24 protein-coding genes are annotated in these 26,327 nt (G+C 58.7%); 18 read left to right on the forward strand and 6 right to left on the reverse strand.

What is annotated here, in order from left to right; genetic code table 11:
• Nucleotides 1-94: 94 nt before the first annotated feature.
• The 11 genes from ftsB (at nt 95) to lpxL (ending at nt 11,110) form a co-directional block, all read left to right on the forward strand.
• Nucleotides 95-460, forward strand: a complete 366-nt coding sequence (ftsB, locus tag BM079_RS05165; RefSeq protein ID WP_090131456.1) for a cell division protein FtsB — start codon at nt 95-97, stop codon at nt 458-460.
• On the forward strand, nt 457-1,200 hold the full coding sequence (gene ispD, locus BM079_RS05170; protein ID WP_090131458.1) for a 2-C-methyl-D-erythritol 4-phosphate cytidylyltransferase: 744 nt from the start codon (nt 457-459) through the stop codon (nt 1,198-1,200). The genes ftsB and ispD overlap by 4 nt, the downstream gene beginning before the upstream one ends.
• Entirely contained in the window at nt 1,187-1,705 is a 519-nt protein-coding gene (gene ispF / locus BM079_RS05175; protein WP_245742828.1) for a 2-C-methyl-D-erythritol 2,4-cyclodiphosphate synthase, read from the forward strand. Before ispD ends, ispF begins: the two co-directional genes overlap by 14 nt.
• Nucleotides 1,702-2,754 (forward strand): tRNA pseudouridine(13) synthase TruD, encoded by a 1,053-nt coding sequence (gene truD, locus BM079_RS05180; RefSeq protein ID WP_090131460.1) that lies wholly within the window; start codon nt 1,702-1,704, stop codon nt 2,752-2,754. The genes ispF and truD overlap by 4 nt, the downstream gene beginning before the upstream one ends.
• Nucleotides 2,755-2,828: 74 nt before the next feature.
• Complete coding sequence (gene surE / locus BM079_RS05185) at nt 2,829-3,605, forward strand: 5'/3'-nucleotidase SurE (RefSeq protein ID WP_090131462.1); 777 nt, start codon at nt 2,829-2,831, stop codon at nt 3,603-3,605.
• Between the two features lie 166 nt (nt 3,606-3,771).
• Nucleotides 3,772-4,725, forward strand: a complete 954-nt coding sequence (locus BM079_RS05190; protein ID WP_139215264.1) for a DUF368 domain-containing protein — start codon at nt 3,772-3,774, stop codon at nt 4,723-4,725.
• A 9-nt stretch (nt 4,726-4,734) separates the two neighbouring features.
• On the forward strand, nt 4,735-5,847 hold the full coding sequence (locus tag BM079_RS05195) for a peptidoglycan DD-metalloendopeptidase family protein (RefSeq protein ID WP_245742829.1): 1,113 nt from the start codon (nt 4,735-4,737) through the stop codon (nt 5,845-5,847).
• 109 nt (nt 5,848-5,956) lie between these two features.
• Entirely contained in the window at nt 5,957-6,940 is a 984-nt protein-coding gene (gene rpoS / locus BM079_RS05200) for an RNA polymerase sigma factor RpoS (protein ID WP_090131464.1), read from the forward strand.
• A 303-nt stretch (nt 6,941-7,243) separates the two neighbouring features.
• Nucleotides 7,244-8,839: a TolC family outer membrane protein gene (locus BM079_RS05205; RefSeq protein WP_090131466.1), complete on the forward strand. Its 1,596-nt coding sequence runs from the start codon at nt 7,244-7,246 to the stop codon at nt 8,837-8,839.
• A 30-nt stretch (nt 8,840-8,869) separates the two neighbouring features.
• The gene (alr, locus tag BM079_RS05210; protein ID WP_090131468.1) at nt 8,870-10,024 is read left to right on the forward strand and encodes an alanine racemase; all 1,155 of its coding nucleotides are present in this window, start codon (nt 8,870-8,872) and stop codon (nt 10,022-10,024) included.
• A 159-nt stretch (nt 10,025-10,183) separates the two neighbouring features.
• Nucleotides 10,184-11,110: an LpxL/LpxP family Kdo(2)-lipid IV(A) lauroyl/palmitoleoyl acyltransferase gene (lpxL, locus tag BM079_RS05215; protein ID WP_090131470.1), complete on the forward strand. Its 927-nt coding sequence runs from the start codon at nt 10,184-10,186 to the stop codon at nt 11,108-11,110.
• Nucleotides 11,111-11,230: 120 nt separating this feature from the next.
• Here the strand turns inward: lpxL and ettA are convergent, their stop codons facing one another.
• The 3 genes from ettA to BM079_RS05230 all read right to left on the reverse strand — a co-directional run bounded on the left by ettA (nt 11,231) and on the right by BM079_RS05230 (nt 13,940).
• The gene (gene ettA / locus BM079_RS05220; RefSeq protein ID WP_090131472.1) at nt 11,231-12,892 is read right to left on the reverse strand and encodes an energy-dependent translational throttle protein EttA; all 1,662 of its coding nucleotides are present in this window, start codon (nt 12,890-12,892) and stop codon (nt 11,231-11,233) included.
• Nucleotides 12,893-13,078: 186 nt separating this feature from the next.
• Nucleotides 13,079-13,267, reverse strand: a complete 189-nt coding sequence (locus BM079_RS05225) for a PA3496 family putative envelope integrity protein (protein WP_090131474.1) — start codon at nt 13,265-13,267, stop codon at nt 13,079-13,081.
• Between the two features lie 235 nt (nt 13,268-13,502).
• The gene (locus tag BM079_RS05230) at nt 13,503-13,940 is read right to left on the reverse strand and encodes a PAS domain-containing protein (RefSeq protein WP_090131476.1); all 438 of its coding nucleotides are present in this window, start codon (nt 13,938-13,940) and stop codon (nt 13,503-13,505) included.
• Nucleotides 13,941-14,198: 258 nt separating this feature from the next.
• Here BM079_RS05230 and BM079_RS05235 point away from each other — a divergent pair, with 258 nt between their 5' ends.
• The gene (locus BM079_RS05235; protein ID WP_090131478.1) at nt 14,199-14,483 is read left to right on the forward strand and encodes a SelT/SelW/SelH family protein; all 285 of its coding nucleotides are present in this window, start codon (nt 14,199-14,201) and stop codon (nt 14,481-14,483) included.
• A gap of 12 nt (nt 14,484-14,495) precedes the next feature.
• Here the strand turns inward: BM079_RS05235 and BM079_RS05240 are convergent, their stop codons facing one another.
• Nucleotides 14,496-15,476, reverse strand: coding sequence for a zinc transporter ZntB (locus tag BM079_RS05240; RefSeq protein ID WP_090131480.1), 981 nt, complete (start codon nt 15,474-15,476; stop codon nt 14,496-14,498).
• Nucleotides 15,477-15,545: 69 nt separating this feature from the next.
• On the reverse strand, nt 15,546-16,178 hold the full coding sequence (locus BM079_RS05245) for an arylesterase (RefSeq protein ID WP_245742850.1): 633 nt from the start codon (nt 16,176-16,178) through the stop codon (nt 15,546-15,548).
• Nucleotides 16,179-16,245: 67 nt separating this feature from the next.
• Here BM079_RS05245 and BM079_RS05250 point away from each other — a divergent pair, with 67 nt between their 5' ends.
• The 3 genes from BM079_RS05250 to BM079_RS05260 all read left to right on the forward strand — a co-directional run bounded on the left by BM079_RS05250 (nt 16,246) and on the right by BM079_RS05260 (nt 21,018).
• Nucleotides 16,246-17,061: an ABC transporter ATP-binding protein gene (locus BM079_RS05250; protein WP_090131484.1), complete on the forward strand. Its 816-nt coding sequence runs from the start codon at nt 16,246-16,248 to the stop codon at nt 17,059-17,061.
• Complete coding sequence (locus BM079_RS05255; protein ID WP_090131486.1) at nt 17,058-19,625, forward strand: ABC transporter permease; 2,568 nt, start codon at nt 17,058-17,060, stop codon at nt 19,623-19,625. Before BM079_RS05250 ends, BM079_RS05255 begins: the two co-directional genes overlap by 4 nt.
• A 382-nt stretch (nt 19,626-20,007) precedes the next feature.
• Nucleotides 20,008-21,018, forward strand: a complete 1,011-nt coding sequence (locus BM079_RS05260) for an ATP-grasp fold amidoligase family protein (RefSeq protein ID WP_139215265.1) — start codon at nt 20,008-20,010, stop codon at nt 21,016-21,018.
• Nucleotides 21,019-21,111: 93 nt separating this feature from the next.
• Here the strand turns inward: BM079_RS05260 and BM079_RS05265 are convergent, their stop codons facing one another.
• Complete coding sequence (locus BM079_RS05265; protein WP_090131490.1) at nt 21,112-21,801, reverse strand: glycosyltransferase family 25 protein; 690 nt, start codon at nt 21,799-21,801, stop codon at nt 21,112-21,114.
• A gap of 240 nt (nt 21,802-22,041) precedes the next feature.
• Here BM079_RS05265 and glyA point away from each other — a divergent pair, with 240 nt between their 5' ends.
• The 3 genes from glyA (at nt 22,042) to BM079_RS05280 (ending at nt 26,304) form a co-directional block, all read left to right on the forward strand.
• Complete coding sequence (gene glyA / locus BM079_RS05270) at nt 22,042-23,304, forward strand: serine hydroxymethyltransferase (RefSeq protein WP_090131492.1); 1,263 nt, start codon at nt 22,042-22,044, stop codon at nt 23,302-23,304.
• Between the two features lie 154 nt (nt 23,305-23,458).
• On the forward strand, nt 23,459-25,030 hold the full coding sequence (locus tag BM079_RS05275; protein ID WP_139215266.1) for a CDP-glycerol glycerophosphotransferase family protein: 1,572 nt from the start codon (nt 23,459-23,461) through the stop codon (nt 25,028-25,030).
• Nucleotides 25,027-26,304, forward strand: coding sequence for a LicD family protein (locus BM079_RS05280; RefSeq protein ID WP_090131495.1), 1,278 nt, complete (start codon nt 25,027-25,029; stop codon nt 26,302-26,304). Before BM079_RS05275 ends, BM079_RS05280 begins: the two co-directional genes overlap by 4 nt.
• Nucleotides 26,305-26,327 lie beyond the last annotated feature (23 nt).

Consider the following 26,327-nt stretch of genomic DNA (forward strand, 5'->3'; position numbering starts at 1 on the left):
GGTCGCATCGTCCGCTGGACGACCTGCTGGCAGATGATGGCATAATTGCGGCTTTTCCCAGGGGCCGGCTCGGCCGACAACGATATAGATCACGATGCTCAAATGGATTTCAATCGCGCTGGTCGTCGCACTGGCGGCGCTGCAGTATCAGCTCTGGCTGGGAGATGGCGGTCTTCTGGAACACAGCCGCGTCAAATCACGCGCCGATGAACTGCAGGAGAGCAATCAGCTGCTGACGGATCGCAACGACCGCCTGGCCGCCGAGGTGGTGGATCTGAAAAACGGTCTCGATGCGATCGAGGAGCGCGGTCGCAACGACCTGGGCATGATCCGCAACGACGAACAGTTTTTCTGGGTGCCCAGTGAGAAGGCCAGTCACAACCCCACGAAAGTGGCGCCGCCGGGGGCTGACCAGAGCGCCGACGAAGCTCGTGACGACTTTACCGGGAGGCAGGGATGAGCGCCCCGCAGTGGCTGATCGTCCCGGCGGCCGGGCGCGGTACGCGCATGCGCGCGGCCTGTCCCAAACAGTATCTGCTGCTCGAGGAGCAGGCGGTGCTGGCCTGTACGCTCTCGCGTCTGCATGAGGCCTTTCCCGAGGCAAATCTGCTGCTGTGTCTGGACCCCGAGGATCAGTGGTTTCATGACGCCATGGTGCCCTTTGCGACATGGCAGCGTCTGGATGGCGGCGACGAACGGGTGGATTCGGTGCGCGCCGGTATCGACTGGCTGGCCGGAGAGGCTTGCGATGACGACTGGGTGCTGGTCCATGACGTGGCGCGTCCCTGTGTGACGGTCGCAGATCTCCATCATCTGCTGGCATCGATCGAGGACGACCCGGTGGGCGGTCTGCTGGCCGCTCCGGTAACCGATACCCTCAAGCGTCAGGACAGTGATCAGCGCGTCCATGAAACCGTACCGCGTCAGGGCCTCTGGCGCGCTCTGACGCCGCAGGGGTTTCGCTATGGCGTGCTGCGCGAGGCCTTCGAGCGCGCCGGCCATGACCGGTTTCTGATGACCGATGAAGCCTCCGGCGTCGAGCAGCTCGGTCATGCGCCCAGGCTTGTGACCGGACGCAGTGACAATCTGAAGATTACCCATCCCGAGGACCTGGCGCTGGCGGCACAGATTCTGTCTGCCCAGCGCGCCAGTTTCCATCCATCCCTGTCCGACAAGGAGCCCGGCCATGAGCCTGTCTGATCCTTCCATGCTCGCTCGGCTGCGTATCGGTCACGGTTTTGATGTGCATCGCTTTGGCGAGGGCGATCATCTGATGCTCGGCGGCGTACGTGTGGCGTTCGACCACGGCTTTGTGGCGCACTCCGATGGCGATGTGGTGCTGCACGCCCTGAGCGATGCCCTGCTGGGCGCGGCCGCGCTGGGCGATATCGGCAGGCACTTCCCCGATACCGACGAGCAGTGGCGCGGCGCCGACAGCCGCGCGCTGCTGCGTCACGTGGTGTCACTGATCAAGGCAGAGGGGTTTGCCCTGATCAACGTCGACGTCACCATTCTGGCCCAGGCGCCCAGGATGGCACCGCATATCGACGCCATGCGCGAGGTGATTGCTGGCGACATCGCGCTTGAAAGATCCTGCGTCAACGTCAAGGCCACGACCACAGAGAAGCTCGGTTTTACCGGACGCGGCGAGGGCATTGCCGTGGAAGCCGTGGCGCTTCTGGTGCGCGTTGACGAGGCCTCATGACCCTGGAAACAAGCGGGGTGCCGGTGCTGCCTGACTGGGCCAGAAGTCTCGGTACACCGCCGCACTCGGGACGATTTCGTGAATTTCCCGAAGCCTTTCGGGTCGAAGAGCAGATGGCCTTTACGCCCGAGGGCGAAGGCGAGCACCTGTGGTTGCACTGTGAAAAGCGCAACCTGTCCACGGCGCAGCTGATTCGTCATCTGTCGCACCGGCTGGAAGTGGCGCCGCGTGATATCGGCGTGAGCGGTCTCAAGGACCACACCGCGCTGACGCGTCAGTGGGTGTCGGTAGCCCTGCCCGGGCAGGCCACGCCGGCAGCACTGTCCGAGCTGGTCGAAATGGAGGGCCTGCGGCTTCTAGGCTTCGGTCGGCATCCGCGCAAGCTGCGGCGTGGCGTTCATCGGGCCAACCGGTTTGCGCTGTATGTGACCGGCGATGCCGTGGCGCAGGGCTCGCTCGAGACGCGCTGGCATGCGCTTGTCGCGCACGGTGTGCCCAACTATTTCGGGCCGCAGCGCTTTGGGCATCAGGGCAGCAACCTTGCGCGGGCCCGGGCACTGATGGCGCGAGGCTGGAAGAAGAAGCAGGACCGTGACGGTCTGCTGCTTTCGAGCGCGCGCAGCTTTTTGTTCAACCAGGTGCTGGATGCCCGTATCCGACAGGAGAGCTGGGCCAGCGGTCTGGAGGGCGATGTGTTCAATCTCGAGGGCAGCGCCAGCCGGTTCGCCGGCGAGACGCTTGATGATGCGCTGCAAACGCGGCTGGCCGCGCTGGATATTCATCCTACCGGTCCGCTATGGGGGCGCGGCGCCAGTGAGGTCAGCGGTGAGGCACAGGCGCTTGAGCAGACCATCGCCGAGCGTGAATCAACGCTTTGTGACGGCATCGAAAAAGCGGGCGCGACGCCCATGCGACGTGCTATGCGCCTCGCACTTCAGTCGCCGGCGCTTGAGCGTGACGGTGACGGCATCTGGCTGCATTTTTCGCTGGCGCGCGGCGGTTTTGCCACGGCCGTACTGCGTGAACTGTTTCAACATCCTGCGCTCTAGCGTTGTGAGCCGCCACGGCGACGAGCCGGATCAAATTTCATTCACTGTCATGCCACAAGGCACAGGGACGTCCAATGCGCAGACTGCTTCTCTCCAACGATGACGGTGTCCATGCCCCGGGGCTCAGGGCGCTGCATGAGGCACTGACTGATCAGGCCAGACTGCGGGTGATTGCCCCTGACCGCGACCGCAGCGGAGCCAGCAACTCCCTGACGCTGTCCTATCCGCTGTCGCTGACGCCGATGGACAGCGGCTTTTACAGTGTCGATGGCACACCGGCTGACTGCGTCTATCTGGGCGTGAGTGATATCTTTGATGAGCCGGTGGACATGGTGATCTCCGGCATCAACCACGGCGCCAATCTGGGTGATGATGTGCTCTATTCCGGCACTGTGGCCGCCGCCATGGAGGGGCGCTCGCTGGGACTTTCGGCCATTGCGATGTCGCTGGCAGGTCATCAGTATTTTGAAACGGCCGGACGCGTGGCAGCCACTCTGGTCAGCGCCGTCGAGCAGCTGGCACTGCCGCCTCGCAGCCTTTTGAACGTGAACGTGCCCGATGTGCCCTGGGAGGCGCTCAAGGGCTTTCGCGTGACCCGACAGGGCCAGCGCGGTCAGGGCAATCAGCCCCTGCGCCTTCAGGACCCGCGAGGCCGTACCCGCTACTGGATCGCGGCCTCGGGTGCCAGCTCCGATATGGGCGAAGACACCGATTTTGCGGCCATCGAGGCCGGCTATGTATCGATTACGCCGCTGCAGACGGATCTGACCCGTCACGCTTCGATCAGCGACGTGCAGGGCTGGCTCGAAGCGCTGACGGGGCAGCGTCGGCAGAGCGGTGATCTGTCCTGAGAATGGCTTGAACGTTGCGGGGCAGACAGCCATCAGGGGGGATGCGATACTCGCGCCCCTTGAATCAGGGGCACGACAGGCGCTGATATTGCATCGGTGCTGCCATGCGGCCTCGTACCTGTCCCGAGTCGGTACCTGTACCGCCCATCGATCTGGAGTAGAGCAATTGAAAAGGCATGTGACGCTTTTTCTGAAAGGAATGGGCATGGGGGCGGCGGATTCCGTTCCCGGCGTGTCCGGCGGTACCATCGCGTTTGTAACCGGCATCTATGAAGAGCTGATCGAAACCATTCGTCGCTTCGGTCCCGGCGCGATCGGCGTACTGCGCGAGCACGGTCTGAAAGGGCTGATCGTACATCTCAATCTCGATTTTTTAATACCGCTTCTGGCCGGTGTGGCCGCCAGTGTGCTGAGTCTGGCGCACCTGGTGAGCTATCTGCTGGAACACCAGACCCTGCTGCTCAATGCCTTCTTTTTCGGGCTGGTGGTCGCGTCTGCGATCGTGGTGGCACGGCGGCTGGATCGCTGGCGACTGGTGTTTCTGGTGCCGCTGGTACTGGGAGGTCTGCTGGCGCACTATCTGCCGGTCATCCTGCCCAGCGGCGGCGGTGCGCTGATGCTTGTCGTGGCGGGTGCCATCGCGATCAGCGCCATGCTGCTGCCCGGGGTGTCCGGCAGTTTCCTGTTGCTGACCATGGGCATGTACAACACCGTGATCGAGGCCATCAAGGCGTTTGATATCGTCACCATGGCACAGTTTGCGCTGGGGTGTCTGGTAGGGCTTTTTACCTTTTCTCGCGTTCTGTCGTGGCTTTTCCGGCATCACTATTCCACCACGCTGTATCTTCTGATCGGCTTTATTCTGGGGTCACTGCCGGTACTGTGGCCCTGGCGCTCGCTGGAAAGCTATACGATGTCGCCGGATGGCGAGGTCGTGCCGTTGCAGTACCGGCTGATGTCGCCGGAAGGCTATACGGCGGTGACTGGTGAGCCGGCGCATCTGTGGCTGGCGCTGGCACTGGCACTGATCGGGTTTGTGGTGGTAGTGGCCGTGGGAGAGCGCTCCGGTGCTGACTCGTCACGGCTATCGACAGACAGTCAATCAATGTCAAGGGAGTAGCAAAGAGACATGATTCGATTTCATCCGCGCATGCGGCAGGTCACACTGGGCAGCAGCGTTGTTCTTATGGCTGTACTGGGCGGCTGCGCCCAGATCAGCAACACGCCTGCCGTGGAGGAGGCATCGTTCAACCAGAGCTCGATGGCCAACGGCATTTACCACGTGCAGCGTGGCGACACGATCTACTCGATCGGCTGGAAAACCGGCATCGATTTCCGTCGTCTGGCGTCATTGAACAATCTCGAGCCGCCCTACAATATCGAGCCCGGCCAGGCGCTGCGGCTCAACGACAGCGTCAGCGCACCGTCAGGGCCGTCCTCATCGATGGCGTCCTCGGGGGGCACCAGTGGCACGCATGCCACGGCGCTCAGCGGCGCTCAGGGCAGCGACAGCGGCGGCGGTGATGACAGCTGGCTGGCGCCCGATGAGGACAGCATTCAGCGCAATCGCACCACCGGTGGCGGTGATGGTGCGCCAGGCCAGGTCTCACAGAGTGCGGTCGGTGCTGCAGCGGGCGTGAGCGCCGGCAGCGGTGGAGCGGGGGGGCAGCAGAGTGCTTCCAAAAGCTCAACGTCGTCGCAGGGCGGCGCTTCTGCATCGACCGGCGGAAGTACGCCGTCAGGAAGTGCCTCGTCAGGAAGTGCCTCGTCAGATGGCAGCAGTGCCGGCAGGGAAGACAATGGCGGCACGGCCGTGGCCGGCAAGACCACCAGTGAAGACCGCTCCGATCGTACTTACACCCCCACCAGCAACATCCAGTGGCAGTGGCCTACCGACGGCAACATTGTCGGCAGCTTCGGCGACAAGACAAATCTCACGGCCGGGATTGATATTGCTGGTCAAAAGGGGCAACCTGTCAAGGCAGCCGGTCCCGGTATTGTCGTCTACGCCGGTAATGGCGTTCGCGGCTATGGCAACCTCATCATCCTCAAGCACAATGATCACTTCCTCAGCGCCTACGCGCATAATGACGCCTTGAACGTCAAGGAAAACGATGTTGTCCGCAAGGGTGAAACGATTGCCACCATGGGGTCGACCGACGCCGATAGCGACAAGCTGCATTTTGAAATACGCCAGGATGGCCAGCCGAAGGATCCACTGCAGTTTCTGCCGGATCGCTGAGGACCAGGGAGACCGCTCATCCCTATCGAGATGAGCGGTGTTATGAGACCCGGGGAAGCATCGACACCGTCGATGAAACGGGAACCTCAAACGAAAAGGGGAAGTCGATATGAGCGTGGTTGAACAGGGATTGCACGACGACGTTGAACTGGAAGAGAACGAAGACGAGCTTTCGCTCGACGATAATAATGACAAGGAAGTGGACAACGAAGACGCGTTCGAAAAGGCGCTGAATCGGGAAGAACGCCAGCAACAGCATCAAAGTCTTGATGCCACCCAGATTTATCTCAATGAAATCGGATTTTCCCCACTTCTGACACCGGAAGAGGAAGTCCACTATGGTCGACTGGCCCGCCAGGGTGATCCTGCCGGACGCCAGCGCATGATCGAATCCAACCTGCGTCTGGTCGTCAAGATTGCACGACGCTACCTCAATCGCGGTCTGACCCTGCTTGATCTGATCGAAGAGGGCAACCTGGGTCTGATCCGTGCCGTGGAGAAGTTTGATCCCGAGCGCGGTTTCCGTTTCTCGACCTACGCCACCTGGTGGATCCGCCAGACCATTGAACGGGCGCTGATGAATCAGACCCGCACCATTCGTCTGCCCATCCATGTGGTCAAGGAGCTCAATGTCTATCTGCGTGCCTCGCGTGAGCTGACGCAAAAGCTTGATCATGAGCCCACGGCAGACGATATCGCCACGCATCTGGACCGTCCGGTCGAGTCGGTCAAGCGCATGATGGGGCTCAACGAGCGCGTCTCCTCGGTGGACTATCCGGTCGGCACCGAAAACGACAAGCCGCTACTGGACACGCTGGCCGACGAAAACGAGGCCGGCCCGGAGTCCGAGCTGGTCGATTTCGACGTCAAGGCGCATGTCGATGAATGGCTCGGCGAGCTGACCGAAAAGCAGATGGAAGTGGTTGTGCGTCGCTTCGGGCTGCGCGGGCATGAAGCCGCCACGCTTGAAGAAGTGGGCGAAGAGATCGGACTGACTCGTGAGCGGGTGCGCCAGATTCAGGTCGAGGCACTCAAGAAGCTGCGCCGTATGCTGGAGAAGCAGGGCCTCTCGATGGATGCCATCTTCGAATAGGCCGCCAATGGCCTGACACCATCAGGTCGACCAATGCCTGCCTTGAGCAGAGTGAACAAAAACGGCGCCAATTCGGCGCTGTTTTTTTTGATTCACTTGCTTTCATGCAGCAAATCCGTAGGCATTGGCCACCTTTAAACATTCAGGGATGTATGTAAAAACCTGCAATGTGCTAAGCTCGCACCCTATCAAGAGCGTTGTACTATGGTCATGCCGGTGCACTTCAGATGCTACAGGTTTGCCAGCCGGTCACGGCATACTGACCAGAGACGGCCATAACCGTTTTAGACAGGAAATCATTTGATGCGTAAGTTCAGAGTACTGCCACTGGTGCTTGCCGTCTCGCTCGCGGGCCAGGCTCAGGCCGCTGATCTGATGTCCATCGCACGCGATGCGCTGGTCAACAATGCCGATCTCGCGGCCTCAAGATCCGGCTACAGCAGCGTACAGGCCGGTGAGGACATCGAGCGTGGCGATCTGTTGCCCCAGGTCAGTGCCAGCGGTGGCGTCACGCGCTACAACATTACTTCTTCCCAGAGCCGTAACATCAGTGGCGCCGGTGGGGGTGCCGGTGGGGGTGCCGACCTCCCTGTTGGTAGCGGCAGTGACAATCACTACACCGGCACCACGGTGCAGGTTCAGGCCACTCAGGCGCTGTTTGATGCCACCAACTGGTATCAGCTGGAGGCTTCGAAGCGACAGACCGCCCAGGAAGCCCTGAACCTCCGCGTCGACCGCCAGCAGCTTCTTTACAACGTTTCTCAGGCCTATTTCGACGTACTGCGTGCCAAGGAGCAGCTCGACACCCTGCGCGCCGAGGAGCAGGCCGTCTCGCGTCAGCTCGAGCAGGTGCGTCAGCAGTTCGATGTCGGCATTGTGGCGGCGACCGATGTTTATGAAGCTCAGGCGTCCTACGACCTGACGCGTTCGCAGCGCATCTCCCAGGAGAGCACCCTGCAGGTCAATTTTGAAGCGCTTGAGCAGCTGACCGGCAAGCAGTATTCCAGCATCGACGGTCTGGCCGACGACATGCCCATCGAGCGCCCCACGCCGGCCAGCCAGCAGGCATGGGTCGAAATGGCTTCCAGCCAGAACCTGAATCTGCTGGCCGCTCGCGCCGCTGTCGAGGTGGCACGTGCCAACCTCGATACCTCGCGCGCCGGCCATCTGCCGACACTGTCCGCCTTTGCCAACTACCAGTATGGCGACAGCGATCAGGATACCCTGCGCGGGCACAACGAGCAGAACCAGATCGGTCTGGAAGCCACCATTCCCATCTATACCGGTGGCTCGACAAGTGCTCAGGTTCGTCAGAGTACCTATTCGCTTGAGCAGACCCAGTATCAGCAGGAGTCGCAGCTGCGTACGGCCGTTCAGCAGGTGCGCTCCTTCTACGCTCGAACACTCAATAATGTCCTGACCGTCCAGGCGCAAAAGCGCTCCATCGAGTCCAACCGCAGTGCCCTTGAGGCCACCCGCAACGGCTATGAAGTCGGGACGCGTAATATCGTTGATGTGCTGCAGGCCCAGCAGAATCTCTTTACCGCGATCTCCAACTACGCCGATGCGCGCTATGATTATGTCCTCAACCTGCTGAGCCTTCGTCAGGAAGCCGGTATTCTGGATGTGGATACCCTGCAGGTGCTCAACAGCTGGCTGCGTCCCGACAACGCGGTAATGCTGAACTTTGAATCGCAGAGTACGACAGGGCTTGGCATCGGTGATGATCAGCCCGATCCGGGCATGAACGGCCCCAGCCCGCTGGAAGGCAGTCAGGGGCGCAGCGGTCAACGAGCGCTGCCGCCGCCCAATCGCACGGCCATGCCCGATGACAGCGATCTCAACGGTCTGGGACGTGGTGGACCGGGTCGAGAAATGCCCGGTAATATCGGCTACTGATACTCATCTCATTGCACAGGGCTTGATCACATGAGGCCGCTGACGGCGCATATTGATCTGGATGCGCTGCGTCACAACTATTTGCAGGCGCGTCGATCTGCTCCTGACGCCCGTGCCATGGCGGTGCTCAAGGCCAATGCCTACGGCCATGGCGCTACGGCCTGTGCCGAGGCGCTGAATGATCTGGCGCCTGCCATGGCGGTGGCCTGCCTGGAAGAAGGTCAGGCGCTGCGTGCGCATGGGATCCAATGTCCGATCGTGCTGCTGGAAGGTTTTTTCGAGGCTGATGAGCTCGATGAGATCATTACCGGCGACTACTGGAGCGTGCTGCATACACGCTGGCAGGTCGAAGCGCTGCTGGCGCGGCTTGCGCACTGGCCCCGACACCGGGTCACCGTGCTGATCAAGTGCGACAGTGGCATGCATCGGCTGGGATTTTCTCCCGATGAAGTCGAGGCCATCTGCCAGCGTCTGCAGGCCCATGGGGGCATTGAGCAAACGCTGCTGATGACGCATTTTGCGACTGCCGATGCTCCCGACAGCCCGCTGCTGATCTCACAGCTGCAAACAATCAATACCCTGCGTCGCCGGCTTGATCTGCCCGGCTGCTTTGCCAATTCTCCGGCGACCCTGAGCGTACCGGCCGCCCACCACGACTGGGTACGTCCCGGCGTCATGCTCTATGGCGTCAACCCGCTCGAGACTGACCACGCGCAACATGACGACATTGATCAGGTTCTGAAGCCGGTCATGACGCTGCAAAGCCGGATTATTGCTGTGCGCGATCTCCCGGCCGGTGAACCCATCGGTTACGGCGCTCGTCACGTGACCGATCGCCCCACGCGGGTCGGCGTGGTGGCCTGTGGCTACGGGGATGGGTATGATCGCCATGCCGCGGAAGGAACGCCGGTACTCATCGACGGACAGCGTGCCGGCATTGCCGGGCGGGTGTCGATGGACATGCTGACCGTGGACATTACCGGCATCCCCGGAGCCGGCATCGGCTCACGCGTGACCCTGTGGGGGCGTGACGCCAGCGGTGCCGTGCTCGACGTCAGTGAAGTGGCGCAGTGGTGCGATACCATCGCCTACACCCTCCTGACCGGTATAATGCCGCGCGTCCCGCGTTGTTATCATCAGGATGGCGCTTTCGATACATCCTGCGATGCCAGCGCACTGTTCTGAGCGGATTGTTCTGAACGGACTGCTCTGAACGGATATCGTTATCCGGGGGTAGTCGCCCGTCACCGTGATTTCTGGTGGTGCTCGCAGCGTCTCGGCTGTCTGCTGCGGGGTGTCCGAACGCTATCGCGTCTGTCCGCAGGGAGTTACACAGGCTGATTGATGAGTAAACGCAAACGTCACGAATATCCCGAATCCTTTGCGCATCCGCGCTATTGGCCGACCTGGTGTGCGATCGGTCTAATGCGTGCGGGTGCCTTTCTGCCCTGGCGGCTCAAGCTTTGGGTCGGTACGGCCATTGGCGAGCTGGTGTGGCGATTCGTCAAGCGCCGTCGTCATATCACCGAGACCAATCTGCGGCTTTGCTTTCCGGAGCTTGATGAGTGCGAGCTGCAAAAGCTGGTGCGGCGTACCTTTCATGCCAACGGTATCGGTATTCTGGAAACCGCGACCGGCTGGTGTCGCGATCCGGAGCACCTGCGTCACCGGGTCAGCTTCAAGGGCACCGAGCACATGGAAGCGGCGAAGGCGCAGGGGAAGGGCGTGCTGATCATCGGCATCCATTTTTCGACGCTGGATCTGGGGGGCGCGTTGCACTCGCTCTTCTTTGATGCCGACGTGGTCTATCGCCCGCACAACAATCCGCTGTTCGAGCGCTTCATGACGAAGGCGCGACGCGGCATCTTCGGGGCGGCCATTGATCGTCACGATCTTCGCGGCGTGGTGCGGCGCATCAAGGGTGGCCATGCGGTATGGTACTCGCCGGATCAGGACTTTGGTCGCGAGGCCAGCGTGTTCGCGCCGTTTTTTGGCATCGATGCTGCCTCGATCCGGTTGACCTCCAAGATCGCCCGCATGACCGGCGCGCCGGTCATGCCGCTGATGTTCCATCGCAACCCGGACAACCGCACCTATACGCTCGAGTACCTGCCGGCGCTGGAAAACTTTCCCAGCGGTGACGAGGTGGCTGATGCCAGCCAGGTCAATGCCTTCATCGAAATGGCGATTCGCAAGCATCCCGAGCAGTATCTGTGGCTGCATCGGCGTTTCAAGACCCGACCGGAAGGCGAGGCGTCCTTCTACGACTAGCCTGACGAGCGGCAAAGCGGTCTGGCAGTCACCGCCGTGGTGTGACCGTCAGCTGCGCCAAACAGACAAAGGGCCACCCCATGGGGCGGCCCTTTTCAATGGTGCAGCGCGCGACCCGGATCAGGCGTCGATGCGCTTGTACTTCACGCGTTTGGGCGTGTCGCTGCCCACGCGCTTGTGGAAATCCGCCTCATATTCGGTGTAGTTGCCCTCGAAGAACGTCACGTGGGAGTCGCCTTCATAAGCCAGAATATGGGTGGCCACACGGTCCAGGAACCAGCGGTCGTGGCTGATGACCATGGCGCAGCCCGGGAAGGCCAGCAGCGCTTCTTCCAGTGCGCGCAGGGTCTCGATGTCCAGATCGTTGGAGGGCTCATCGAGCAGCAGCACGTTGGCGCCCTGCTTGAGGGTCTGGGCCAGCTGTAGACGACCGCGCTCTCCGCCGGAAAGATCCTTGAGATACTTCTGCTGATCGTTGCCCTTGAAGTTGAAGCGGCCTACATAGGCGCGCGAGGATACTTCATAGCCGTTGATGCTGAGCATGTCCTGGCCGCCGGAAACGGCTTCCCAGACGGTCTGGCGATCGTCCATCGCATCGCGCAGCTGCTCGACGTAGGCGATATCAACGGTCTCACCGATAACCACTTCGCCGCTGTCAGGCTGCTCCTGACCGGTAATCATGCGAAACAGTGTCGACTTGCCGGCGCCGTTGCCGCCCACGATGCCCACGATCGCGCCCGGCGGTACGGACATCGACAGGTCCTCGATCAGCACCTTGTCGCCAAAACGCTTGGTGACGTTGTGCAGCTCGATGACCTTGTCGCCCAGACGCGGTCCCGGCGGAATGTAGATCTCGTTGGTCTCGTTGCGCTTCTGGAAATCACCGGACTGCAGTTCATCAAAGCGATTCAGACGCGCCTTGCTCTTGGCCTGACGGCCCTTCGGGTTCTGGCGTACCCACTCGAGCTCCTGTTTGATGGCCTTCTGGCGCGAGGCCTCCTGTTTGGCCTCCTGCTCCAGACGCTTTTCCTTCGCCTCAAGCCAGGTCGAGTAGTTGCCTTCCCAGGGAATGCCCTGACCGCGGTCGAGCTCTAGAATCCAGCCGGCGGCGTTGTCGAGGAAATAGCGGTCGTGGGTAACCGCCACCACGGTACCCTCGAACTCGGTCAGAAAGCGCTCCAGCCAGCCCACGGATTCGGCGTCCAGGTGGTTGGTCGGCTCATCGAGCAGCAGCATGTCGGGGCCGGAGAGCAGCAGTCGGCACAGGGCAACACGGCGACGCTCACCGCCGGAGAGATGCTCGACGCGGGCGTCCCACGGCGGCAGGCGCAGCGCCTCGGCAGCCACTTCGAGCTTGCGCTCGAGGTTGTGGGCGTCGCTCGCCTCGATCATGTTCTCAAGACGCGCCTGCTCGGCCGCCAGCGCGTCAAAGTCGGCGTCCGGCTCGGCGTAGGCAGCGTAGACGGCTTCGAGCTTTGTCTGGGCCTCGGTAATTTCAGCCAGCGCTTCCTCGACGGTCTCGCGGACCGTCTTGCTGTCATCAAGCTCCGGCTCCTGCGGCAGATAGCCCACGTTGAGATTGGGCATGGGCCGGGCTTCGCCGTGATAATCCTGATCGACGCCCGCCATGATTCTCAGCAGTGATGACTTGCCCGCACCGTTGAGTCCGAGCACGCCGATCTTGGCGCCGGGAAAGAACGACAGGGAAATATCCTTGAGGATGTCACGCTTGGGGGGCACGGTCTTGCCCACCCGATTCATGGTATATACGTATTGCGCCATGGGATTGGATCGAGCCTCGTATTGAATGGTGAGCAGCAGGGTACCAGAGGCAATGGCCTGCCAGTACCGTGATGATAGTGATCGGCGCCTGTCACGGCCAGCGCGGTGCGGACAATGCCCCTGGTCTCAATGAACAGGGCGCCGCGAAGGGCGCCCTGCTGGACAAGCTATCGGTCGTCGGCGAGGCTACTCCTCCTCATCCCACGACGCCCAGTCATCGGTCAGGTCACGCTCGAGCCGGCGCTGTTCCAGCAATGCTTCCACGCGTCGGCGCGCGCAGAGGCTGCCTTTTTTGGGCCGGCTTGCAGATGTCCAGGTGTCATCGTTGACCGCGTCCAGCTCATCGGAGGCTTCTTCATACAGCTCGGTACTCATGGCGGCTGCCCTCAGCTGCAAAAAAAGGCTATATAACGCCGTTTGGCGGGGCGGGCAAGCGGTTTTTACCTCTGGTTTCGACTCGGATTTTTAGCCTCTTGAAGAGAAAGCGATTCCTGACGCGGCAGTTGCCCTGAAAACAGCGAAGCCCGCACATGGCGGGCCTCGACGGATATCGCTGATGCCTTTTAATCAACGATGATTTTCAGGCAGCGATGGTTTTCAAGCAAAGATGTCAGGACATCTCTTCGACGCGGGCACGCAGGCGCTCAAGCTCCTGCTGGGCCTCGACCAGACGGGTCACGTCCTTCTGAACGCCGATGAAGTACAGCAGCTGGTCTTCTTCATCGTGGACGGGCGTAATGGAGAGCTCGTTCCAGAACAGTGAGCCGTCGCTTTTGTAGTTGCGGATGACCTCGCGGCAGGCATGGCCTTCCTTGAGTGCATCACGAATGCGATCAAGTCCCGGCTGCTGGTTATCGCCGTTTTGCAGGAAGCGACAGTCGCGATAGAGGATCTCATCGGCACTGTAGCCTGTCAGCGCTTCAAAGCCGCTGTTGACGTAGATCAGGATGTTCTCGTTGCCTTCCTGTTCTGCCACGACAATACCGTCACCCGAGGCATTGACGACACGTTCGAGCAGCTCGGGGCTGATCATCCGCTGTGTTTGCATGATCGGTGCTTCCTCAAATGAAAATGCTGCCCTGACATGCAGGTAGCGCCTTTTCGGTCATGAAAGATAGGCTGACATGATAAGAAGTCCAGCAGCCTCGATGCCAGCATAATAAGTAGTAATATCGCTTCGTGCACGGGGTTGTATTAATTTTTCTAATGTCGAGCCACGGTTTTTAAGGGTTCCTGTTGCTCGATGTCACCGGGTTTTGCTGTATGCCCATTATCCAGTCGGTCATTACCCTGAAAGGAGCAGACCATGAAAGTTGTCATCCACTACTGCACCCAGTGTCAGTGGCTTCTACGCGCCGGATGGTACGCGCAGGAGCTGCTTTCCACCTTTGGTGAAGGGCTTGAGCAGGTGTCACTCGCCCCCGGTCACGGCGGTCATTTCGAAATTGAGGTCATTCTGGATGACCAGAGCGCCCCCGAGGTGATCTGGGAGCGCAAGCGTGATGGCGGTTTTCCCGACATCAAGGAGCTCAAGCGTCGGGTGCGCGACCGGCTCGACCCGGACCGCGATCTGGGCCACATCGACCGCTGAAACGGTCAGGCGCTACCACCAGCGCCACTTTTTCAACAGGGCCATGACGCCGGCGCCGACCAGCATTGACAGCATTACCACCACCACAAAGCCGGCCGGGCTTTCGGCGCCGGGAATTCCGCCGACGTTGATGCCCAGAAGGCCGGTCAGAAAGGTCAGGGGCAGGAAGACGGCGGTAATGATGGCCATCAGATACATGCGCTGGTTGAGCCGTTCGTTGTGCATGTTGGACAGCTGCTCCTGCAGGACCAGAGCGCGCTCCTGCATGGCGCGAAAGTCCTCGACGTAGCGATAGAGCTGGTTGGACGCTTCACGCAGCCACAACCTGGCGGTCTCATCGAAGATGTCATCTTCGGCAAGGCGGGCCAGACAGTGATACTGCGGCTCCATGAAGCGTCGCAGGGTAATCAGGGGCTGGCGAATGTCGGTCAGCTCTTCGTTGGTGATGGCGGGCGCGTCCTGGGTTGTCTCACGCTCCTCCAGTTCGCCCAGCGCGTCATCCAGCTGATGGGTCAGATCGCCGACCCGATCCACCAGCGTGTCGGCCATTCCGGCCAGCAGCTCGCCGACGTTGCGAGCCCCTTCACCGGCCTCGAGATAGGCCCTGACCCGCGTGACTGACTGCAGGGGACGCCTGCGGACGGTGATCAGCCGATTCTCGGTCAGCCAGACCCGCAGTGAGATCAGATCGTCCGGATCGGCGCCCGGGTTCAGATTGATGCCGCGCAGGGTGGTGATTCTGCCGTGTTTGAAAACGGCCACGCGTGGTCGCGTATCCTCTTCGGTCAGCGCCTCGATGATGTCCTCATTGAGGGCGGCGATGGTGTCGAGAAAGTGGTCAACATCCTTGTGGGTAAAGTCCAGATGCATCCAGAGCTGCGCCTCGTCCTGATGCCAGACGCGTGACAGCTCTTCGGGCGTCAGGGGCGATCCGTTGCCCTGACCATCCAGACGATAGGCCGCTACAAAGGAGGAAGGAGAAGCAGAGGACATGTGGCGCATTCCATCGTGAGTCGAAAGGGATCGAATATTGCGGCCGGGCCGCAGCGTTTGAATCAGTACTTAATGACGGCTGGCGTGGTTGGTCTCGCCCGGCGATGCTTCATCGAGCATGGCCGCTACGGTCGGCCAGATATTGTCGAGGATGATGGGCTGACCCTTTGCATTGGGATGAATACGGTCGTCCTGCATCAGATCATCGTTGAGCGCCACGCCGTCAAGAATAAAGGGCACCAGCGGCACATCGTACTGGCTCGCAAGCATCGGAAACACGTCGGCGAACGCCTTCGTATAGGCCTGACCGTAGTTGGGCGGAATCAGAATGCCCAGAAGGGCAACGCGAGCGCCGCTGGCCTGGCTCTTCTCGATCATTTGCGCCAGGTTGTTCTGCATGCGATCGGGTGGCAGCCCCTGCAGGCCGTCGTTGCCCCCCAGCTCCAGCAGCACGAGATCCGGCGAATAGCGCTCAAGCGCTTCGGGCAGTCGCTCCAGGCCACCTGCCGTAGTGTCGCCGCTGATGCTGGCATTGACGACCGTGTATCGATCGGGTGCCTGTGAGGCCAGTCGCTGACGCAGCAGGTTGACCCAGCCCTCGTCACGATCGATCCCTCGCGCTGCACTCAGGCTGTCGCCCACGACCAGCAGCGTTTCGGCATGGACCGGCTGCAGCGCGGCGGCCAGTACCACCATCACCATCAGCCACAAACGGCGGATACCCGGCATAACGCGACGGGACACACTCCTCCAATTCAGGTAGCGCAAGATGTCGACTCCAGAAGCCAGAAAACAGGATGTTGAGCACCCCGGCCAGGACAACCGCCTGCAGGGCACTCATGAGCAGACTCACCGTCCACAGAATAGAACACCGATTCTGCTGGCGCGCCAGCTTGAAAAGACGGTCGACAGTGGCTCGGGCCGGCTGACCATCCTGAACGCGCTGGATCTCGAGATCCACGCGGGGGAAAGCGTGGCGATCGTGGGCAGTTCCGGTGCCGGTAAATCCACGCTGCTGGCTCTGCTGGCGGGGCTGGATACGCTGACTCGGGGCGAGCTGGCCCTGTTTGGAACCTCCCTGTCATCGCTGGATGAAGACGGTCGCGCTCGACTGCGGGCCGGGCAGGTCGGCTTTGTGTTTCAGAACTTTCAGCTGCTGCCGACGCTGACGGCACTGGAAAATGTGCTGCTGCCGCTGGAGCTGAGCGAGGCCGGCGTGGATACCCGACAGGCGCAGCAGTGGCTGACGCGGGTGGGGCTCGAGGCGCGCGTCCAGCATCTGCCCAAACAGCTTTCGGGCGGCGAACAGCAGCGCGTGGCCATTGCGCGTGCCTTTGTCACCCGCCCGGCGCTGGTGTTTGCCGATGAGCCCACCGGCAACCTTGATCGCGCCACGGGCGACCGGATCGCGGATCTGCTCTTTACGCTCAATCGCGAATCCGGCACCACCCTGGTGCTGGTGACGCACGACCCGCAGCTGGCCGCGCGCTGTGATCGCACGCTCACGCTGGATGACGGGCGACTGCACGAGACGGACGCCAGCGGTGCTCCAGATCATGCGACAGACGGAGCCGTGCGCCCATGAATGTTCGACCGACCTCCCGTTCGCGACCGGCGCTGTCGGAATGTCTGCATACGCTGAGTCTGGGATGGCGCGGGCTCAGGCGCGATCTGCGCGCCGCCGATGTCCGGGCGCTCTTTCTGGCGCTGGTGCTGGCGGTGGCGGCCACCACCATGATTGGCTTCTTCCTGGATCGCATCGGCAGTGCGCTGGAACGTCAGTCCGGTCAGCTGCTGGGGGGCGATCTGGTGCTGGTGCAGGGCAATCCCTTCGAGACGCAGATTCTCGATACGCTGGAAGATGCCGGCATGACCACGGCGCGTCAGGTCAATACGGTGTCGATGGCCGGGTTCAACGACCGCTTCCAGCTGGCAAGCCTCAAGGGCGTGGCGCCGTCCTATCCGCTGTATGGCAGCTTTCAGGTGGATATTGGTGACGGCCCGGAAACCACCACGCAGCTGCCGGCGCGACACACCGTCTGGGTCGAGCCGCGGCTGGGCACAGCGCTGGGGCTGATGCTGGGAGATGCCGTCACGCTCGGTGACGAGCAGTTCCGCGTCAGCGGCTGGATTCTCGAGGAGCCCGATCAGGATGTGGGGCTTGCCAGCTTCAACCCGCGGATCATGATCAATATCCCGGACCTGGAGCGCTCGGGGCTGCTGGCCCCCGGGGCGCGCCTGACCTGGCGGCTGCTGGCGTCCGGTCCGCCGGAGGCGGTGAGCTCGCTGGACAGTCAGCTGGAAGCCTGGCAGGACCGTGGCATTCGTGTCATTGATGTGCGCAAGGACAGTCCACGCATCGGTCGGGCGCTGGAACGCTCCCAGCAGTATCTGAGCCTTTCGGGGCTGGCCGCCGTGCTGCTGGCGGGGGTGGCGGTGGCCATGGCCACCCGACGCTACGTTGATCGACACCTGGATACGGCGGCCCTGATGCGTTGCTTTGGCGCCAGTCAACGGCAGCTTGCGCGCATCTTTGCCGCTCAGCTGGCGATGCTGGCCCTGACCGCGGCGGCGGTCGGTGCCGTGCTGGGGCTGATGGGGCAGTGGGCGCTGCTGACCCTGCTGGTACAGTTCTTGCCGCTGGAACTGCCGCCACCGGGCATGCTGCCGCTGCTGCTGGGCATGCTGACGGCAGTGGCCATTCTGATCGGGTTTGCCGGCCCTACGCTTTTGAGGCTCAAACAGGTCAGTGCCCTCAAGGTGCTGCGCCGGGAGCTGGCACCACTGCCGGCCGCCGGCTGGGTCATCATTGGTTGCGCCAGTCTCATGTTCGGTGCGCTTTTGTGGCTCTATAGTGGCGACTTTCTGCTCTCGGCCGGGCTGCTGGTCGGCGGATTGATCGCGCTGGTCGTGCTGTGGGTCGTGGCGCAGGGGATGCTGTCGCTGCTGCTTGGGGGCGCCGGATTACTGCCGCAGCACTGGCGCATGGGCAGTCGCCAGCTGGCGCGGCGGCGTCAGTCCAGCATCGGTCAGATTCTCGCCTTCGCCGTGACCTTTGCGCTGATGGCCCTGATTGCGCTGGTGCGCACCGACCTGATCGACGACTGGCAGTCAAAGCTGCCCGCCGATGCGCCCAATCAGTTCGCCATCAACATCCAGCCCAGCCAGCGCGAGGGCTTTATCAATGCACTGGATGACATTACCGAAAGTCGTTCGGCGGTATATCCGATCGTGCGGGGACGGCTGGTCGACATCAACGGCGTGACCGCGAGAGATGCAGTGCCGGCAGAGGCTCGCAACGACGGCAATCTGCGCCGCGAGATCAACCTGACCTGGTCGTCTACCATGCCCGACAACAATACGCTCATTGAAGGTACCTGGTTTTCAGATCGTGACGGAGCGGGCGACAGGGCGGCCAGCCGCAGTGATCCGGTGTCCGTTTCCGTAGCGCAGAGCATGGCGCAGGATCTGTCGCTCAAACTCGGTGATCGTCTGACCTTCGACATCGGCGGGCGCGAGGTCACCGCCGAAATAGCCAGTCTGCGCCAGGTCGACTGGGAGTCATTTCAGCCCAATTTCTTCGTGATCTTTCCGCCCGGGGCACTGGAGCGTTTCAGCCACAGCTTCATTACCGCCTTTCATCTGCCCACCGATCAACAGCAGGCGCTGGGACCGCTGGTCCAGCAATATCCCTCGGTATCGCTGCTGGATATCGACGCCATTCTGCAGCAGGTACGTGATCTGCTGAGCCAGGTCTCGCGTGCCGTGGAGCTGGTGCTGCTGTTTGTCCTGCTGGCGGGCATTGCCGTGCTGTATGCCGCACTCACAGCGTCCCTGCCTGCTCGCGCGCATGAATGGGCGCTGCTCAGAGTGTTTGGCGCCGGCGACAAACGGCTGGTGCACACACAGCTGGCAGAATTCGGCTGGCTGGGGTTTGCCAGCGGTCTACTGGGGGCGATGCTGGCTGAAGGCGCCAGTGCGCTGCTGTATGGCGTCTGGCTGGATCTCGACGTGCGTCTACACCCTGGCATCTGGCTTTTGATGCCGCTGGGCGGGGCGCTTCTGATCGGCGGTGTCGGCTATCTGCTCAGCACACCGCTGAGGCGTCAGGCGCCGATGGAAAGCTTAAGACTGCTGGGGGAGGGGTAGTAACGAAACATTTCTTGAAAAAAAGCCTCCAAGCTCTCATGTTTCGGCATATCTGATGACTGCATCAGAGTTATGCTGTTTTAAAAGAATAGTTTTAGTTCTTTTAGCGATAAAAAAGTTTTGAAGCGCTAAATAAACTTTTCTTTTTACAATGTTTTCGTATCAATCAGAAGTCGCAGGACTAATGATTGGCGGAAACTGATGCAGGCCATACGTGTTTCGATGGTGAAAGGGCGCTCCTGCATAGCGGAAGTCCAGGCGGTTGCGTAGATTGCTGCCGCTCTGCGTCCTTCCCTCGCCAAGCCTTTTCTTCAGGAAACAGGATAAGAGGATCTGTCAAGTCGCAGGATACCGACAGATACTTCAAGTCTGTAAAATAGATGTGACGATCCGCCATTATTTTTCAGGAGGATTTGTCATTAGCGTTGAGACCATCGAGGGGCATGAACGTATGAGAAAGCTGCGAAGCTTGATCTACCAGTTATTGAAAAAGTCGCCGGACACGATCTATTTTCATGCAATCTACCTGTATCTACACAGGCGTTTTTGCAACTTTAGATCGCCTACAAGCGTCAGTGAAAAAATATTTTATCGCATGCGCTATCCTGATCCAGCGTTTTCAATCCTTGCCGATAAAGTGGCGGTACGTGACTATGTCATCGAGCGTGCCGGTCAACAGTATCTGGTGCCTTTCATCGGGGTTTACGATACGGTCACGGAAGATCAACTGAAGCAGATTCAGGAACCATTTGTCATCAAGGCCAATCACAGTGCCGGCCAGGTCAAGGTGGTCAAGGAGCCCGGGCAGACCGACATGGCGGAATTGGCTCAAGAGGCCAATCAGTGGTTGAGCTATGACTATGCCGGTCAGCACCGTGAGAAGCACTACCGTAATATCAAGCCTCAGCTGGTGATCGAAAAGGCGCTGCTGGTCAATGGTGAAGTGCCGGCAGACTATAAGGTACTGGTGCTCAACAACGGCAACGAGCAGGAAATTTATATTCAGCTGATCGCCGGGCGCTTTACCGATATTCGCTGTCAGTTCTTTACTGAAGACTGGCAGATTGCGCCATTCAATCGCCGTGGTTATAAACCCCTTCAAGGCGACGATCTCAAGGCGCCTGCATGTCTTGAAGAGATGATTCAGGTCGCGAAAGCGCTTTCCGAACCGTTCAGCTTCTGTCGCGTGGATTTCTTTGTGGTCGGAGAGCGCTGCTATGTCGGAGAGCTGACTTTTACGCCTGTTGCTGGTGAGTTCGTGCTTGATCCGGTCAGCGCTGATTTCGAACTAGGGCGCAAGATTGACTTCCCGGAGCATATCGATTTGAAAAAACCGTCCCGCTATTCCATGACGTCATCCATGTCCGGGAATGCCGGGCGTGCTTCGATATAGATCAGCTATTAAAAGAATATTAAAAACGGCAGCCCATGGGCTGCCGTTTTTTAATCACGACTTCGATTGATATCATAGATGATTTCCTTTTAATTACAGGTAGCGCAATAGAAACGTTCTGGCCCAATTTTTTTTCAGGGATTTTTTCTGGCTTTCAAAGTTTTCCTTCCAATACTCTTCATCTTTCAGATTTTTAGATCCCTTGTTTAGGTCGCGATAATCCATTATGTCACTTGAGATGATGCTTTCGGGCTGCTGCTGAGAAATAATCGGGTAACAACTATATGCCTTGAATTTCCGGCAGAAGTAGCTGTCTATCGCAATGCCCTCATATTTTGAGCTTGCGAGTTTCTGGCACCCCTTTCTTGAGAGAATATACGCATGCGTCCCTGTTAAACGACAGCGAACCACACCTGGCCAAGGGATAAGCCACATACGGCCGATCATTCCACCAAGGTAAAATAATGAAGGGTTTCTAATTCTCAGGAAATTATTTATACGTGAGACTTGTTTTTGCTCAGGTGCGAAGAAAGTGGCATCATCTTCCAGTATTAATACTCTTTTATAGTTATGTTTTAGCGCTAGCCTTGCACAATGCACATGAGAGTCATAACAACCCTTCTCCGGATTTTCTTTGTTTCTATCAACCAGTATGAATTCTATAGGGTTTTTAATGCTTGAAAACTCTTTGATGATTGAGTCTCTTCGGTCGCTACGATTCTTGATGCTGATACAAAAAACCTTGTCAACGTCAAAATAAACACTCTTTTCTGCGCTACTCATTTCGATAAATCCAGGGTAATCTTTATGTTGTGCCAAGTTTTAATATTAAATAGATTTTAATCGGCTTTTTTAAGCATCACAACACGTTGTGTATTGTTTCCTTTTTCAAATGTCGATATGACCTTGGTTTCAAGTGAAAGCCCCAAAGGCGTTGTGTATGATGGCGGACAACGTCTTTTCCGCCGCGCGCCTGGTCAGCTTGCCAGGTGCGCTCTCACCCTTCTGGTATCGAGGAAGTTCATGTTCACACGCGATATGACCATTGCCGGCTACGACGACGCCCTCTGGCAGGCCATGCAGCAGGAAAACGGCCGCCAGGAAGATCACATCGAGCTGATCGCCTCGGAAAACTACACCAGCCCGCGCGTCATGATCGCTCAGGGCTCTCAGCTGACCAACAAATATGCCGAAGGCTACCCCGGCAAGCGCTACTACGGTGGCTGCGAGTTTGTTGACGTGGTCGAAGAGCTGGCCATCGCCCGTGCCTGCGAATTGTTCGACTGCGACTATGCTAACGTTCAGCCACATGCTGGCTCTCAGGCCAACAGTGCTGTCTTTCAGGCGCTGGTCAAGCCGGGTGACACCGTATTGGGCATGAGCCTGGATGCCGGCGGTCACCTGACCCATGGCGCAAAACCCAACTTCTCCGGCAAGCACTACAACGCCGTACAGTACGGGCTCAACGACCAGGGCCTGATCGACTACGACGACGTCGCGCGTCTGGCCCGTGAGCACAAGCCGAAGATGATCATTGCCGGTTTCTCGGCCTACTCGCAGATCATCGATTGGGCGCGTTTCCGTGAGATCGCCGATGAAGTTGGTGCCTGGTTCTTCGTCGATATGGCCCACATTGCCGGTCTGGTGGCGGCAGGCGTTTACCCGAGCCCGCTCAAGCACGCTCACGTAGTCACCACAACCACGCACAAGACCCTGCGCGGCCCGCGTAGCGGCCTGATTATTTCAGCTGCCGGCGATGAAGACCTCTACAAGAAGCTCAACTCTGCCGTATTCCCGGGCGGGCAGGGCGGCCCATTGATGCATGCCATCGCCGCCAAGGCCGTGTGCTTCAAGGAAGCACTGGAGCCCGAGTTCAAGGCCTACCAGCAGCAGGTCGTCAAGAACGCCAAGGTGATGGCCGGTGTCTTCATGGAGCGCGGCTTTGACGTGGTCTCTGGCGGTACGGAAGATCATCTGTTCCTGCTCTCGCTGGTCAAGCAAGGTCTGACAGGCAAGGACGCTGACGCCGCCCTCGGCCGCGCCCACATTACGGTCAACAAGAACGCTGTGCCGGGGGATCCGCAAAGCCCGTTCGTCACCTCTGGCCTGCGCATCGGCACCCCCGCCGTGACCACCCGCGGCTTCAAGGAAGACGAATGTCGCGAGCTGGCCGGCTGGATCTGCGATATCCTTGATGCCATGCAAAAGGGTGACAGCGCTGATGCAGAAGAAGCGGTGAAGCACCAGGTCGCCAGGGTCTGTGAAAGGCTTCCTGTCTATTCATGAGCCGTTAATTTTGCTACAAAAGCCACGCCTTGTGCGTGGCTTTTTTTATAGCTGTTATGTTGGTTTAACCGGACGTGTCTTACGCTTTCGAGATCGTAGAGATTGAACCGTCATAAAAAAGGAGGTCTGGCAGCAGGCACTCCAGAGCGGTAGCGTGTTTATTGATTTTTTATCGGGTCGAGAATTGACGATGCAGGTGTTGAACGGCAAGTTCAAAAATTTTCTGGGTAGTTATAAGACACTGATGTTTATAAGCCTGCTCAGTCTCCTGCCTGCCATGTTATGGCAGGGCGAGATCAGCGCTGGCGCATATTTTGCTGCTCTGGCGGTATTGGCCTTTCAATATGTACTTTCGGTGCACGGTCGAATACACACGCTCTGCCTACCGCTTGAGCGGTTAACCGACGGGGGAGATCATCTCTATGGCACCTTTAATAAACGCTGGTATCGACCGACTGCACGAAAGCTTGCCCGGACGTCAGCCCTGTGCCCGCTGATTACCGCTATAAGCGGTAGTCTGGGCATTATCTATCTAGTGGTGCTCGTGGCATTTTACTTGCCACGCGGCCTATACCTTTTCAACCTGATGAGAAACACCGAGAAGATTCGAGAGAGGCAATGGCAATACCTGTTGGATGAGAAACCGCAGGTTGCTGTTCATATGGCTGGGACCCAGAACGTAGCCTATCAGATTAATCAATGGCTTCCTGTTCTGGAAAAAATGCCGTTTCAAATTGTGATTGTCCTTCGTGAAAAACATATACATCGTTCGATGCTGCCGACGTCTCTTCCTGTCTTTTTTGCAAAAACGTTGCGTGAACTCGAACATTTTGAAACGGCTGGCATAAAAACCGTGCTCTATCCGGCCAATCCACAAAAAAATGCACAGTTTTTGCGCCTGCATACCATGAGCCACTTTTTCATTAACCACGGTGAAAGTGATAAAGCCGTCAATCAGAGCAAAATGCTGTTGGCTTACGATAAGTTACTGGTGGGGGGCCCGATGGCAGAACGCCGCTTGCGCGGTAGCGGCCTGCGTCTCCATGACGGCCAGGTCGTACACGTTGGGCGCCCGCAAACAGAGCTTCGGCTTGACAAGATCTCACCACATGCAACGCAGACAAATATCACTGTTTTGTATGCCCCGACCTGGGAAGGCTTTACTGAAGATAGTAATTATTCATCAGTCAGCGATTTTGGCATTGCCCTGCTGGAATCGCTGGTAGGCAGTTCCAATATTCGGGTTATCTTCAAACCCCATCCCTGGACCGGAAGCGTCAACGGTGCTACAGCCCGAGCCTATCAACAGATGCAGGCGATTTGCGCTAAGCACGATTTCCAGCACGCGGGCAGTGACCATGATCTCTATGATCTCATGAATCAAAGCGACATCCTGATCTCTGACGTTTCAAGCGTCATGAACGAATATCTGTACACTGAAAAACCCATCATCATGACCAACACACGTCATCTGGACGAAAAAATGCTGCACGAGCAGTTTCCCAGTTCCTGCGCCGCTTATATTTTAAGTACCGGAGAAGCTGGCCTGTCGCTGCTTCAGCGCATCGACAGCCACGACAGCATGGTCGACCGGCGACGGCAGGTCTGCAACGATTCTCTGGGCGATTTTCCGGGCGGGTCACTGGAGCGGTTCAGTGAAGTCATCATGCAGAGCCTGTCCCGGACGACACAGCCTCCCTCAACCAATGGCGAGGTGGGCGCATGAAGCTCAGAAAAGGGTTTCGTATTGTCAGCTTTCTTAATGGGCCGCATGGATGGCTGAAAAGAAACGTCTTTGCCTGCGCCGGCTGGCTTGGCACCATGCTGGTAACAAGTCAACCGGTACTGGCAAGAGAGGTCTTTACCGGCTTCAGGCATAGCGAATTCAAAACGACCATGCGCCGTACCGGCTGGTACGCCCGCAAGGGCTGGCCCGGCAGGGAATTCATGCATGATCCGCTGTTTGATTTCACCGACGGCCTTGAAACCAGGGAGCTTGATGCCCTTCAGGCTTTTCTTGATAAACGTCGCTGCGCCATTGGTGAAGAAAATTACAGCATCGATATGTTGTACCTTCACGGTAAAAAGGCGCATCTGGCGCTGGAAGAGGGGGATCAAAAGCAATTTGATCGTCTATTCGAGCAATACCAAAACTACGCTGGCACCATTCTTGCCTGGTTTGATGAGCGCTCGGCAGGCAGCAAGACTTCACTGGAAAAGGCGCCGGCCATCATTGCGGATTTCTCGACGGCACATGCGGCCAGAAGCCTCGAAGATTTTGCCGAGTTAATGAAAGAGGAAGGTTATAATTGGTATGTGATCTCGGGCACGTTTCTGGGGCTGATCCGAGATAAGGGCTTTATTCCGCATGACTACGACATTGATGTTGGTATCAATGCCGAAGGGCTTGATTTCGAGCAACTTTGCAATACCGTTCGACAGAGCGAGAAGTTTGAGCTGGTCAAGATTGAAAGGGCTTCGGTATTGAAGACCGATAACAACGGTACTCGAGGGATCGAATATATACCAACCATTATCAAGGCCGTTCATCACAACAGCATCATGATGGATATTTTCGTTCACTATAAAAAAGGTCAAATTCGATGGCATGGTACCGAAAAACATTGCTGGTCCAATCTTGACTACTCGCTAAAGGATTATGAGCTTGCGGGTATACCGGTCAAGGGGCCTGCAGATGCCGACATCTATCTACGTGAAAACTACGGGGACTGGCGCACCCCCCGATCGGATTTCAATAGTTCGGTGGATACCCCCAACCTAGTGCCGACCAAAAACCTGCTATCCATTGCTTTTTTTCTCAGCAAAAGCATGCAGCTTCAAAAAAAGCAGCCAGACGCGGCCAGTCAACTGCTCGATATGCTGACAGCACGGCAAATTATCACGACAGATTGCAGGCTGCGTGAGCACTGGTTTTTTGAGCCATCGGAAGTTTTTTCACAGGATAGTGAGCATCTAACAAAAAAGTGTGATGCTCGCTGACCTTGTATCCAAATAAACAGGTT

It is taken from the genome of Kushneria avicenniae, from assembly GCF_900112585.1.
GTDB lineage: Bacteria > Pseudomonadota > Gammaproteobacteria > Pseudomonadales > Halomonadaceae > Kushneria > Kushneria avicenniae.